Annotated in this window: 8 protein-coding genes; 5 read left to right on the forward strand and 3 right to left on the reverse strand. The window is 72.1% G+C overall.

Annotated features, from left to right (window positions below; all coding sequences use genetic code 11):
- Positions 1–135: 135 nt before the first annotated feature.
- Positions 136–1,431 carry a metallophosphoesterase gene (locus ACIRSU_RS21630; protein ID WP_403794443.1) on the reverse strand — a complete coding sequence of 432 codons (1,296 nt, stop codon included), beginning with the start codon at positions 1,429–1,431 and terminating at the stop codon, positions 136–138.
- 316 nt (positions 1,432–1,747) lie between these two features.
- Entirely contained in the window at positions 1,748–2,854 is a 1,107-nt protein-coding gene (locus ACIRSU_RS21635) for a LacI family DNA-binding transcriptional regulator (RefSeq protein WP_389210687.1), read from the reverse strand.
- Between the two features lie 358 nt (positions 2,855–3,212).
- Here ACIRSU_RS21635 and hisC point away from each other — a divergent pair, with 358 nt between their 5' ends.
- Positions 3,213–4,325, forward strand: coding sequence for a histidinol-phosphate transaminase (hisC, locus tag ACIRSU_RS21640; protein ID WP_403794446.1), 1,113 nt, complete (start codon positions 3,213–3,215; stop codon positions 4,323–4,325).
- Here hisC and ACIRSU_RS21645 read toward each other — a convergent pair whose 3' ends face one another.
- Positions 4,326–4,703, reverse strand: a complete 378-nt coding sequence (locus tag ACIRSU_RS21645; RefSeq protein WP_403794449.1) for a cyclophilin-like fold protein — start codon at positions 4,701–4,703, stop codon at positions 4,326–4,328.
- Between the two features lie 214 nt (positions 4,704–4,917).
- Between ACIRSU_RS21645 and ACIRSU_RS21650 the strand changes: the two genes are divergently transcribed.
- The 4 genes from ACIRSU_RS21650 (at position 4,918) to ACIRSU_RS21665 (ending at position 12,927) form a co-directional block, all read left to right on the forward strand.
- On the forward strand, positions 4,918–6,423 hold the full coding sequence (locus tag ACIRSU_RS21650) for a cytochrome ubiquinol oxidase subunit I (RefSeq protein ID WP_403794941.1): 1,506 nt from the start codon (positions 4,918–4,920) through the stop codon (positions 6,421–6,423).
- An 18-nt stretch (positions 6,424–6,441) separates the two neighbouring features.
- The gene (gene cydB / locus ACIRSU_RS21655; protein WP_403794452.1) at positions 6,442–7,443 is read left to right on the forward strand and encodes a cytochrome d ubiquinol oxidase subunit II; all 1,002 of its coding nucleotides are present in this window, start codon (positions 6,442–6,444) and stop codon (positions 7,441–7,443) included.
- Between the two features lie 21 nt (positions 7,444–7,464).
- On the forward strand, positions 7,465–11,148 hold the full coding sequence (gene cydD / locus ACIRSU_RS21660) for a thiol reductant ABC exporter subunit CydD (RefSeq protein ID WP_403794454.1): 3,684 nt from the start codon (positions 7,465–7,467) through the stop codon (positions 11,146–11,148).
- A gap of 66 nt (positions 11,149–11,214) precedes the next feature.
- A complete protein-coding gene (locus ACIRSU_RS21665; protein WP_403794456.1) occupies positions 11,215–12,927 on the forward strand; it encodes a GAF domain-containing protein in 1,713 nt (570 codons plus the stop codon).
- Positions 12,928–12,936 lie beyond the last annotated feature (9 nt).

Raw genomic sequence — 12,936 nt, forward strand, 5'->3', positions numbered from 1 at the left:
GGCCGTGGGGAAACGGCGGTTCGGGCGGAAACGGAGGAGAGCCTGCTACGGATGAGCCGATGGTATTGCGGTTACGGCACGCGGTGACAGGGTGTTTCGGGAAATCGCCTTCCCCGGATGCGTAGGGTTAATGCGTCAGGCGGGCAGCGGGAGTTGCACGACCAGCAGCTTTCCGGCCATGGTCACTCCGCCGTCCATCGCGATGGCGAGCCCGTCCGCGTAGACGTGCGGACCCTCGACGAGCGGGCGCTCGCCCTCCTCGCCGTCCTCCGTGCCGACCTGGCCGAGAAGGTACGGGATGGGGCTGTGGCCGTGCACGATCCGGCTGCCGCCGTAGGTGCCGAGCATCTCGCGGACGGCCGGCGGGCCGGCCTCCTCGTCGCGGAAGGCGAAGCGTTTGGTGAACTTCCGGAAGAGGTCCCAGACTTCGTCGGCGTCGTTGCGGTTGAGGGTCTCCTTGACCGTCTCGTTGACGTCCTCGATCGTGTCGCCGTACTCGAGGTACGCGGTGGTGTCCGAGTGCAGCAGCAGGTGGCCGTCCTCCTCCGCCATGGAGTCGAGCCGGGACATCCACTGGATGTGGACGTCCTGGAGGCGGTCCATGTCGTGCTTCTGGCCGCCGTTGAGCAGCCAGGCGGCCTGGAAGGTGGCGGTGCCGGCGCCGGAGCTGACCGGCGTGTCGCCGAAGCGCTTGGCGCCGATGAGGAGCAGCTCGTGGTTGCCCATGAGGGCCTTGCAGTAGCCGCCGGCGGCCGCCGCCTCGGCGGACAGGCGCATCACGAGGTCGATGACGCCGATGCCGTCGGGGCCGCGGTCGGTGAAGTCGCCGAGGAACCACAGCCGGGTGTTGCCGGCGGCCCAGCCGCCGTTCTCGTCGATGATGCCCTGGGCGCGCAGCGCTTCGAGCAGCTCGTCGAGATAGCCGTGCACGTCGCCCACCACGTACATGGGGCCGCGGCCGTCGGGGTGCGCCGCGGCGGCCGGCTGGGGCACCGGGGCGACGTGGACCTGGACCGTGTCGCCGCGGTTGATGACCGGGAGGTCGCGCTCGGTCGGGGTGTACCCCTCGGGCGGCTCGTCGTCGGGGAAGGCGTTGCCGGGGTGGCCCGGGTGGCCGGCGCTGACGGCACCGGCGGCGAAGAAGTCGTACGGGTCGCGGGACTCGTACGGGGCGGGTGACTCGTACGGCTCGGAAGCCTCGTACGGCTCCGAAGACTCGTAGGCCCCGCGGGGCTCGTACGCCTCGGGCGCCTGGGCCAGGTGGAGCGTGGCGTCGGCGGGCCCGGCGGCGGGCGTGGCGGAGGGCGGAGCGTCGGTGGAAAGCGGCTCGGAAGCATGGCCCTGGACCGGCACCCGGGCGTACGGAGGTACACGGAAGTCACGCAACGTCGCTGTGCGCACCACGGGTTCCTGCCCGGCCCCCTGTGTCATCGACCCCTCCACCACCGTCGCGATGCCCTGCACATCGCGGACCGGCCTGGTCGTGGTGGTCCGCGGTGTCGTCCATCCATCATAGGAATGAGGGTCCGCCTGTGTGACGCACCAGGGGTGGTGAATCCGGGTCCACTCCGGGTTCACCGGGTGTTTCGCCCGAATTGGGAAGGTCCGGACCAGGGGCGGGCCCGGGGCGCCGAATGGTTTGCGCCTGCCGGACCACAAGAGCCGCGGCTTTCCGCGGCCCTCCCCGCCCCCGTCCCCCGACCTCGCCCCCGACCCGTTTCCGGCCCCCTCCGCCCCCGCTCCCGGTTCAGTCCTTCGAGGGAGACCGTGGCGGGCTCACCGTTGTCCGCGGCGAGCGGCGCTGCGACGAGGTGCGGACGATCAGCTCGGTCGGTATCACCTGCTCGACCGGTCCGTCCGTCTCGATGCCCTCGATGGCGTCGATGAGCAGTTGCACGACGGCCGTGCCGATGCGGCGCGGTTTGAGCGAGAGCGTCGTGATGGGCGGCTCGGTGTTGGCGTACATCGTGGACTCGCTGCAGCACACGAGCAGCAGGTCGTCCGGGACCCGCAGCCCGTAGCGGCGGGCCGCGGCGAGCAGGTCGGTGCCGTTGGGGTCGAAGAGCCCGTACACGGCGTCGGGGCGGTCCGGGCGGGCGAGCAGCCGGTCGGCCGCGACGGCGCCCGCGCACGGATCGTGCGCCGGATATGCCTCGTAGACGGGATCCTGGCCGACCCGCTCGCACCAGTTGAGGTACGCGGTGGTGGACAGCCGGGTGTACGTGTCGGTCGTCGTCCCGGTGAGCAGCCCGATCCGGCGGGCGCCCGCCGCGGCGAGGTGGTCGAGCAGGTCGAGGACGGCGGCCTCGTGGTCGTTGTCGACCCAGGCGGTCACCGGGAGCGTGCCGGCGGGGCGCCCGTCGGAGACGACGGGCAGGCCCTGGCGGACCAGCTCGGTGACGACGGGGTCGTGGTCGGAGGGGTCGATGACGACGGTGCCGTCGAGGGCGACGTTCGACCAGACGTCGTGACGGGAGGTGGCGGGCAGGATGACCAGGGCGTAGCCGCGGGCGAGCGCGGCCGAGGTGGCGGCTCTGGCCATCTCCGCGAAGTAGGCGAACTCGGTGAAGGTGAAAGGTTCATCCCCGTACGTCGTCACGGTCAGGCCGATGAGTCCCGACTTGCCGGTACGGAGGGTGCGGGCGGCCGCGGACGGGCGGTAGCCCAGCCTGTCTGCGACCTCGCGGACGTGACGGCGGGTGGCGTCCGGGAGCCGGCCCTTGCCGTTGAGCGCGTCGGAGACAGTCGTGATCGAGACTCCGGCGGCGGCGGCCACGTCCCGGATGCCCGCCCGGCCCTGCCGGCTTCCCCGGGTCTGTGCCCGGCTCACCTGGTGCTTCCCTGCTGCTGTCATGGCGAGCCGATAGTAGGGCGAAGGGGGTGGGTCGAGCCGGTCGCATATGCAGGCATTGACAGGCACGTTTCTGCAAGATCAAAAAGTACCAACGGCCTGGGAAACCAAGGGTATTCAGGGGGTTTCCGGAAGAGCCGTGGTCCCTGGCCGCCATGCACCTGGCGAGGGTGGGAGGTCTCGAAGAGGTCTCAACTCACCTCTACGGGGGATGCGCGCCAGGGCGCTCGCCACCGGCGCGCGCCACCCCGGCGCGCGCTCCCCTCGTTGCCGCTCCGTTGTCCACAGCCCATTCGCAGGAGAGCCGAATCCTCATAAGGTGAGGAGTATTGGTGGTACGTACGGTCGAGGAGGACCCACAGTGAGCGAGACCAGCGGGACGAGCGGGGTCGGCACGGCGGGCACGGCGGGCCCGAAGCTGCGCGCCGAGCTGGACGGCATCCCCACCTACAAGCCGGGCAAGCCGGCCGCCGCGGGCGGACCGGTCGCCTTCAAGCTCTCCTCCAACGAGAACCCGTACCCGCCGCTGCCGGGCGTGATGGAGAGCACGCTCGCCGCGGCCGCCAACTTCAACCGTTACCCGGACATGGCGTGCACGGGGCTGATGACCGAGCTCGCCGACCGCTTCGGCGTCCCGGTCTCGCACATCGCCACCGGCACCGGCTCGGTCGGTGTCGCCCAGTCGCTGATCCAGTCGACCGCGGGCCCGGGCGACGAGGTGATGTACGCCTGGCGCTCCTTCGAGGCGTACCCGATCATCACGCAGATCAGCGGCGCGACCCCGGTGCAGGTGCCGCTGACCGAGGGCGATGTGCACGACCTCGACGCGATGGCGGCGGCGATCACCGACCGGACCCGGCTGATCTTCGTCTGCAACCCGAACAACCCCACCGGTACCGCCGTGCGCCGCGCCGAGCTGGAGCGCTTCCTGGACCGGGTGCCCTCCGACGTCCTGGTCGTCATCGACGAGGCGTACCGGGAGTTCGTCCGCGACACCGACATCCCGGACGGCATCGAGCTCTACCGCGACCGGCCGAACGTGGCGGTGCTGCGGACCTTCTCGAAGGCGTACGGGCTCGCCGGCCTGCGGGTGGGCTTCGCGGTCGCCCACGAGCCGGTGGCGGCGGCGCTGCGCAAGACGGCGGTGCCGTTCGGCGTGAGTCAGCTCGCGCAGGACGCGGCGGTGGCCTCGCTGCGGGCGGAGGACGAGCTGCTCGGGCGGGTCGGCTCGCTGGTGGCCGAGCGCGAGCGGGTCCATGCGGGGCTCGTGGCCCAGGGCTGGACGGTGCCGGACACCCAGGCGAACTTCGTCTGGCTGCGGCTCGGCGAGCGGACCATGGACTTCGCGGCGGAGTGCGAGCGGCACGGAGTGGTGGTGCGGCCGTTCGCGGGCGAGGGCGTGCGCGTCACGATCGGTGAGTGCGAGGCGAACGACCTGTTCCTGAAGACGGCGGAGGGCTTCCGCCGGGCCTGATCAGTCGATGACTTCCACCCGGATCGGGTCGCCGGACCTCACGGTGGCCAGGATCCGGGGGTCCCCGTCCAGCGCGCCCAGGAGGTTGCACGGGCTGGCGAGCCGCGGCTTGTCGTCCGTCGAGATCGGGGTGGGGCCGTAGGGGAGGGCGAGCGCGTCGCCCTCCGTCCAGAACGCCACCGTGCCCGGCGCGACGACCTGGCGCGCGTCGGACTCGAGCGGGACCGAGACCGGAGTGTCGAAGTAGACCTCCTCGCCCCAGGTCCGGGCGGTGGCGGAGATCGGCAGAGCCCCCACGAGCGCCTTGCTCGTGGGGGTTTCGTCGAGGGTGGCCGTGGTGTGTCCGGCCGGCCAGGAGATGCGTATCCGAAGGTTCATGGCCCGGATTCAACAATATGTTGAAGGTCTTGGGAAGAGGCGACCTTCGGTACGGGACCCCAATCGAAGGTACGGATTTCGTATGAGCCATAATGCTTGTGAATGTGAACGCGTTCACAAGCGTGTCCCTGTTCCTCCCGGAATGGGTGGGATCAAGCGGGCAAACTGCCGATTGTGCACCACGGCGATGTAAGGAGAAGGCGACGTGGACCATATGGACCTCGCGTTGGCGCCAGAGACACTGGCGCGCTGGCAGTTCGGTATCACCACCGTCTACCACTTCCTCTTCGTCCCTCTGACGATCTCGCTCGCGGCGCTCACCGCCGGTCTCCAGACGGCCTGGGTGCGCACCGATAACGAGAAGTACCTCAGGGCGACGAAGTTCTGGGGCAAGCTCTTCCTGATCAACATCGCGATGGGTGTGGTCACCGGCATCGTGCAGGAGTTCCAGTTCGGCATGAACTGGTCGGACTACTCGCGCTTCGTCGGTGACATCTTCGGCGCCCCGCTCGCCTTCGAGGCGCTGATCGCGTTCTTCTTCGAGTCGACCTTCATCGGCCTGTGGATCTTCGGCTGGGACAAGCTGCCGAAGAAGATCCACCTGGCCTGCATCTGGATGGTGTCGATCGGCACCGTCCTGTCGGCGTACTTCATCCTGGCGGCCAACTCCTGGATGCAGCACCCGGTCGGCTACAAGATCAACGGGGCGCGCGGGCGGGCCGAGCTCACCGACTTCTGGCTGGTGCTCACCCAGAACACCACCCTCAACCAGGTGTTCCACACCCTCTCGGCGGCCTTCCTCACCGGCGGCGCCTTCATGGTCGGCATCGCCGCCTACCACCTCGCCCGCAAGCGGCACATCCCGGTGATGAAGACCTCGCTGCGGCTCGGTCTGGTCACCGTCGTGATCGCCGGCATGCTCACCGCGGTCAGCGGCGACCTGCTCGGCAAGGTCATGTTCAAGCAGCAGCCGATGAAGATGGCCGCGGCCGAGGCGCTGTGGGACGGCGAGGCACCCGCTCCCTTCTCGGTCTTCGCCTACGGCGACGTCGAGAAGGGCCACAACACGGTGGCCATAGAGATCCCGGGTCTGCTGTCCTTCCTCGCCAACGACGACTTCAGCTCGTACGTCCCGGGCATCAACGACGTCAACAAGGCCGAGCAGCAGAAGTTCGGGCCCGGCGACTACCGGCCCAACATCCCCGTCGCGTACTGGGGCTTCCGCTGGATGATCGGCTTCGGCATGGCGTCCTTCGCGCTCGGCCTGCTCGGCCTCTGGCTGACCCGCAAGAAGTTCATGCTGGCCCCCGCCCTGAGGGTGGGCGAGGACGAGGCACCGCATCTCGTCCTCTTCAAGAACAAGGCGCTCAGCCCGAGGATCGGCAAGTGGTACTGGCTCGTCGCCCTGTGGACGATGGCCTTCCCGCTGATCGCCAACTCCTGGGGCTGGATCTTCACCGAGATGGGCCGTCAGCCGTGGGTCGTCTACGGCGTGCTGCGCACCCGTGACGCCGTCTCCCCCGGGGTCTCCCAGGGCGAGGTGATCACCTCGATGATCGTCTTCACCGTCCTCTACGCCGTGCTCGCCGTGGTCGAGGTGAGGCTGCTCGCCAAGTACGCGAAGGCCGGCCCGCCCGAGCTCACCGAGGACGACCTCAACCCGCCCACCCGGATCGGCGGGGACCGCGACGCCGACCGGCCCATGGCCTTCTCGTACTGAGGCTCAGGAGATCGAGGCATGGAACTCCACGACGTCTGGTTCGTACTCATCGCCGTCCTCTGGATCGGCTACTTCTTCCTCGAAGGCTTCGACTTCGGGATCGGAGTCCTCACCAAGCTGCTCGCCCGTGACCGGGCCGAGAAGCGGGTGCTCATCAACACCATCGGTCCCGTCTGGGACGGCAACGAGGTGTGGCTGCTCACCGCGGGCGGCGCGACCTTCGCCGCCTTCCCCGAGTGGTACGCGACGCTGTTCTCCGGCTTCTACCTGCCGCTGCTGATCATCCTGGTCTGTCTGATCGTCCGCGGTGTCGCCTTCGAGTACCGCGTGAAGCGGCCCGAGGAGAGGTGGCAGCGCAACTGGGAGCAGGCCATCTTCTGGGCCTCGCTCATTCCGGCCTTCCTGTGGGGCGTGGCCTTCGGCAACATCGTCCACGGGGTGAAGATCGACCGGAACCTGGAGTACGTGGGCGGCTTCTGGGATCTGCTCAACCCGTACGCCCTGCTCGGCGGCCTGGTGACGCTCACCCTCTTCACCTTCCACGGCACCGTGTTCGCGGCGCTCAAGACGGTCGGCGACATCCGCACCCGGGCCCGGGCGCTCGCGCTCAAGCTGGGTCTGGTCACGGCCGTGGTCGCGCTCGCCTTCCTCGTCTGGACGCAGCTCGACAAGGGCGACGGCGGAAGCCTGGTCGCGTTGGTGATCGCCGTGGTGGCGCTGGTCGGCGCGATCGGGGCGATCCGGGCCGGGCGCGAGGGCTGGTCGTTCGCGCTCTCGGGCATCACGATCGTCGCGGCGGTGGCGATGCTGTTCCTGACGCTCTTCCCGAACGTCATGCCGTCCTCGCTCAACCCGGCGTGGAGCCTGACGGTGACCAACGCGTCGTCGACGCCGTACACGCTCAGGATCATGACCTGGTGTGCGGCGATCGCGACCCCGCTGGTGCTGCTCTACCAGGGCTGGACCTACTGGGTCTTCCGCAAGCGGATCGGCACGCAGCACCTCGCCGACGCCCACTAGCCAGCACCCACGAGTGGGGAGATGTTTCACGTGAAACCGATCGATCCGCGACTGCTGCGGTACGCCAGGGCCACCCGTTTCTTCCTGGCGGCGGTCGTCGGCCTGGGCTTCGTCGGGGCGTTGCTGATCATCGCCCAGGCGATGCTCGTCGCCGAGGTCGTGGTGGGGGCCTTCCAGCGAGGCCTGTCGGTTTCCGGTCTCGGCACCCCGCTGCTGCTGCTCGTCGCGGTGGCGGCGGGGAGGGGGCTCGTCTCCTGGCTCACCGAACTCGCCGCCCACCGGGCGAGCGCGGCGGTCAAGTCCGAGCTGCGCGGCCGACTGCTCCAGCAGGCCGCGCAGCTAGGGCCCGGCTGGCTCAGCGGGCAGAAGGCCGGCTCGCTGGCCGCGCTCGCGACCCGGGGCGTGGACGCGCTCGACGACTACTTCGCCCGCTATCTGCCCCAGCTGGGGCTCGCGGTCGTGGTACCGGTCGCGGTCCTCGCCCGGATCGTCACCGAGGACTGGGTCTCGGCCGCGATCATCGTGGTGACACTGCCGCTCATCCCGGTCTTCATGATCCTCATCGGCTGGTACACGCAGGCCCGGATGGACCGGCAGTGGCAGCTGCTCTCCCGGCTCTCGGGGCACTTCCTCGACGTGGTGGCCGGGCTTCCCACGCTCAAGGTCTTCGGCCGCGCGAAGGCACAGGCCGACAGCATCCGGAAGATCACCGGCGACTACCGGCAGGCGACCATGCGGACGCTGCGGATCGCCTTCCTCTCCTCCTTCGCCCTGGAACTGCTCTCGACCCTCTCGGTCGCGCTGGTCGCGGTCGCCATCGGCATGCGCCTGGTCCACGGCGAGTTCGACCTCTACAGCGGACTCGTCATCCTGGTCCTGGCGCCCGAGGCGTATCTGCCGCTGCGGCAGGTCGGGACGCAGTACCACGCGGCGGCGGAGGGGCTCGCCGCGGCCGAGGAGATCTTCGCGGTCCTGGAACACCCGGTCCCGGCCGGCGGTACGGGAGCGGCGCCCGCGTCCGTACGGATCGAGCTCGACCGGGTGACGGTACGGCACGCCGGCCGCGCCCGGCCGTCGCTCGACGCGGCCTCGCTCACCGTCGAACCCGGCGAGACCGTGGCCCTCGTCGGGCCCAGCGGCGCCGGCAAGTCGACCCTGCTCGACGTGGTGCTCGGCTTCACCGCCCCGGAGGCCGGCGGCACGGTCAGGGTCGGCGGCGCCGACCTCGACGCGCTCGACCTCGAACAGTGGCGCTCCCGGATCGCCTGGGTGCCCCAGCGCCCCTACCTCTTCGCCGGCACCGTCGCCGACAACGTGCGCCTGGCCCGCCCGGACGCCACCGACGCGGCCGTGCGCGCCGCGCTGCGCGACGCGGGCGCCGCCGACTTCGTCGCCGAACTCCCGGACGGCGCCGCCACCCTGCTCGGCGAGGACGGCGCCGGCCTCTCCGCCGGCCAGCGCCAACGCCTCGCGCTCGCCCGCGCCTTCCTCGCCGACCGCCCGGTCCTCCTCCTCGACGAACCGACCGCCGCCCTCGACGGCGAGACGGAGGCAGCCGTCGTCGACGCGGTCCGCCGCCTCGCGGTGGGCCGGACGGTCCTGCTCGTGGTCCACCGCCCGGCGCTGCTCGCCGTGGCGGACCGAGTGGTGCGGCTGACCCCGGCGGAGCCCGAGGCGGCCGTCGCCCTGGCGGCTGACGCGGGCGCGCCCAGCGCTGGTACGTCGTCGGCCGTGGGCCGGTTCGGTGGCGTCGATTCAGGGCCGGACCTTGCCGGCGGCCGGCCGTCGGACGCGGAAGCCGGAGGCTTCCCGGGACCGTCCGCCTCCGGCGGACCGGAGGCGCTGCCCGCGGCGGCCGAGGCCAGGGGCGCCGGGGTCGTGCCGCGCCAGGCCGACGGCGTCGGCCGGCGCGCCCCGCAGGGCGACGGCCCGGCCACCGGCACCGCCCCCGCCCGCCGTGCCCTTCGGCGGGTTCGGGACATGGCCGGGCAGGTCAGGGGGCGGCTTGCGCTCGCGTTGCTGCTCGGGAGTCTGGCGCTCGGGTCGGCCGTCGGGCTCATGGGGGTGTCCGGGTGGCTCATCTCCCGGGCGTCCGAGCAGCCGCCCGTGCTGTATCTGATGGTGGCGGTCACCGCGACCCGCGCCTTCGGCATCGGGCGGGCCGTGTTCCGGTACGCGGAGCGGCTGGTGGCGCACGACGCCGTGCTGCGGATGCTCGCGGACCTGCGGGTCGCCGTCTACCGGCGGCTCGAACGGATCGCGCCCGCCGGGCTGCGCCGCACCCGGCGCGGTGATCTCCTCGCCCGGCTGGTCCAGGACGTCGACGCGCTGCAGGACTACTGGCTGCGCTGGCTGCTCCCGGTCGGCGCGGCGCTCGTCGTCGGTGCCGGGTCGGTCGCCTTCACGGTCTGGCTGCTGCCCGAGGCCGGGGCCGTGCTCGCCGTGGGCCTGCTGCTCGCCGGGGTCGCCGTGCCGCTGGCCGGCGGCGCGCTCGCCCGGCGGGCCGAGCGGCAGCTCGCCCCCGCGCGCGGCACGCTCACCACCGCCGTCGTCGACCTGCTGCGCGGCTGCGCCGAACTCACCGTGGCCGGCGCGCTGAAGGGTCGCGTCCAGCGGGCCGCGGCGGCCGACCGTACGCTCACGGCCATCGCCTCCCGGCAGTCCGCCGCCACCGCGCTCGGCGCCGGGCTCTCCGCCCTGGTCTGCGGCCTCACGGTCGCCGGAGCCGCGCTCGTCGGCGTCCAGGCGGTGCGGGACGGGCGGCTCGACGGCGTCGCGCTCGCCGTCGTCGTGCTCACCCCGCTCGCCGCGTTCGAGGCCGTCAACGGACTCCCGCTCGCCGTCCAGTACCGCCAGCGGGTGCGCCGCAGCGCCGAGCGGGTCCTCGACGTGCTCGACGCGCCCGTCCCCGTGGCCGAGCCGGTCGCGCCCGCCGCTCCCCCGGCGAGCCCGTTCCCGCTGGAGCTGGCCGGGCTCTCGGCGCGGTACGCCGGGCAGGAGCGGCCCGCGCTCGACGGCTTCGGGCTGCGCCTGGATGCCGGGCGCCGGGTCGCCGTCGTCGGCGCGTCCGGCTCCGGCAAGACCACGCTCGCGCAGGTGCTGCTGCGCTTCCTGGACGCGCAGCGGGGCACGTACCGGCTCGGCGGCACGGACGGGGCGGAGCTGGACGGCGACGACGTACGCCGCTTCGTCGGCCTCTGCGCGCAGGACGCCCACCTCTTCGACAGCACCCTGCGCGAGAACCTGCGCCTGGCCAGGACCGGCGCGGACGACGCCGAGCTGCGCGAGGCGCTGCGCCGGGCCCGGCTCCTCGACTGGGTGGACGGGCTGCCCGACGGGCTCGACACGCTCGTCGGCGAGCACGGCTCGCGGCTCTCCGGCGGTCAGCGGCAGCGCCTCGCGCTCGCCCGCGCGCTGCTCGCCGACTTCCCGGTCCTCGTCCTCGACGAGCCGGCCGAGCACCTGGACCTGGCCACCGCCGACGCGCTCACCGACGACCTGCTGCGGGCCACCGAGGGCCGCACCACCGTCCTCATCACGCACCGGCTGCACGGCCTCGACGCCGTCGACGAGGTCGTCGTGCTCGACCGCGGCCGGACCGTGCAGCGCGGGACGTACGCGGAGCTGGCGGCGGTCGACGGGCCGCTGCGGCGGATGCTGGAGCAGGAGCGGGCGAGCGACCTCCACCTGGTCCCCGCCCCGTGACCGCCTCGCAGCCCGCCACCCGTAGCCGACTTTCCTCGCCAAATGGGACTTACTAGGCTCGTCCCCATGACCGCCGCCGTGCCGGACGCCCCGGACCCGCTCGAAGCCGCGACCCGGGCCACGCGCAGCCTGCACGGCCTGTCCACCGAGCTCACCGCCCGGGTGCCGCAGCTCCTGGAGGCGATGCGGTTGGTCGGCACCGGCCTCGAACTGCACTCCACGCTCGACCGGATCTGCGAGACCGCCGCCGAACTCGCCGACGCCCGCTACGCCGCCATCGGCGTGGTCGACGACGAGGGCGAGGGCCTCTCCGACTTCGTCACGTACGGCGTCGGCGACGACGTCGCCCGCCGGATCGGGCGCCGCCCGGACGGGCACGCGGGTCTGCTCGGCGCGCTGATCCGGGAGCCGGGGACGATCCGGCTCGCCGATCTGGCGACGGATCCGCGCGCGGCCGGCTTCCCGCCCGGGCACCCGCCGATGCGGACCTTCCTCGGCGTACCGATCCGGGTCCAGGGCGAGATCTTCGGCAACCTCTACCTTGCCGGGAAGAACGGCGGCGGGGAGTTCAGCGACTACGACGTCCACATGGTCCGGGTGCTCGCCACCGAGGCCGGGATCGCCGTCGGCAACGCGCGTCTGTACGAGGCCGCACGGCAGCGCGAGCGCTGGATCGACGGCTCCGTCGCCGTCACCACCGCCCTGCTCTCCGGCGGCGACGCCGACGACGCGCTCACCGTCGTCGCCGAACAGGCCCGCAGGCTGGCCGACTCGGCCGCCGGCATCGTGCTGCTTCCCGCGGAGGACGGCGGTCTGGAGATCGTCGCCGTCTCCTCGCCCGGGCCGACCAGGTGGCTCGGCGTGGTGATCGGGCCCGAGAGCGCCGTGGTGCAGCAGCTGATGGCGGGCGAGGCGGTGTTCCTCGCCGACGCCTCCACGGACCCGCGGATGCTGCACCGGATGTCCGAGCAGTACGGTCCCGCGATGCTGCTGCCGCTGCAGAGCGGCGGCCGGGTCCTCGGCGCGCTCGCCACCCCGCGGGCCCGCGGGGCCCGGCAGTTCACGGAGGCCGAGCGGACCCTGGCCACCCAGTTCGCCTCGCAGGCGGCGCTCGCGCTGATGATGGCGGAGGCGCAGCGGGACCGGGAGCGGCTCGCCGTCTTCGAGGACCGCGACCGGATCGCCCGGGACCTGCACGACCTGGTCATCCAGCGCCTGTTCGCCACCGGGATGATGCTGGAGAGCGCGCAGCGCAAGTCGGTCGTGCCGGCCGTGCAGGAGGGCGTCGGCAAGGCCGTGGACGAGCTGGACGTGACCATCCAGGAGATCCGTACGGCGATCTTCGCGCTCCAGCAGGGACCGGCCGAGGCCCCCTCGGGGCTGCGCACCCGCGTACTGCGGGAGATCAACATGGCGGCGGTGCCGCTCGGCTTCAAGCCCGCGCACCGCTTCGTCGGAGCGATCGACACGACCGTCGGCGACCTCACCGGCAAGAACCTCGTCGCGGCGCTGCGCGAGGCGCTGTCGAACGCCTTCCGGCACGCCGGGGCCGGCCGGATCGAGGTGGTCGTGGACGCGACCGTCACCCTGCCGGACGGCAGCCGGGGCGTGCGGCTGTCGGTCGCCGACGACGGCGTCGGCATCCCGGAGGGCGGCCGCCGCAGCGGGCTGCGCAACCTGGCCCGGCGCGCCGAGTCGCTCGGCGGCGCGAGCCGGGTCGGCCCGGGCATCGGCGAGGACGGCGGCGGTACGACGGTGGTGTGGGAGGCCCCGCTCTAGCGCGCGCCC

Source organism: Streptomyces sp. NPDC101160 (genome assembly GCF_044768205.1).
GTDB lineage: Bacteria > Actinomycetota > Actinomycetes > Streptomycetales > Streptomycetaceae > Streptomyces.

Coding starts and splice junctions, on each gene's coding strand:
- cydD (WP_403794454.1), top strand. CDS start 7,465: ATGTTTCACGTGAAACCGATCGATCCGCGACTGCTGCGGTACGCCAGG.
- ACIRSU_RS21650 (WP_403794941.1), top strand. CDS start 4,918: ATGGACCTCGCGTTGGCGCCAGAGACACTGGCGCGCTGGCAGTTCGGT.
- ACIRSU_RS21630 (WP_403794443.1), bottom strand. CDS start 1,431: ATGACACAGGGGGCCGGGCAGGAACCCGTGGTGCGCACAGCGACGTTG.
- cydB (WP_403794452.1), top strand. CDS start 6,442: ATGGAACTCCACGACGTCTGGTTCGTACTCATCGCCGTCCTCTGGATC.
- ACIRSU_RS21645 (WP_403794449.1), bottom strand. CDS start 4,703: ATGAACCTTCGGATACGCATCTCCTGGCCGGCCGGACACACCACGGCC.
- ACIRSU_RS21665 (WP_403794456.1), top strand. CDS start 11,215: ATGACCGCCGCCGTGCCGGACGCCCCGGACCCGCTCGAAGCCGCGACC.
- ACIRSU_RS21635 (WP_389210687.1), bottom strand. CDS start 2,854: ATGACAGCAGCAGGGAAGCACCAGGTGAGCCGGGCACAGACCCGGGGA.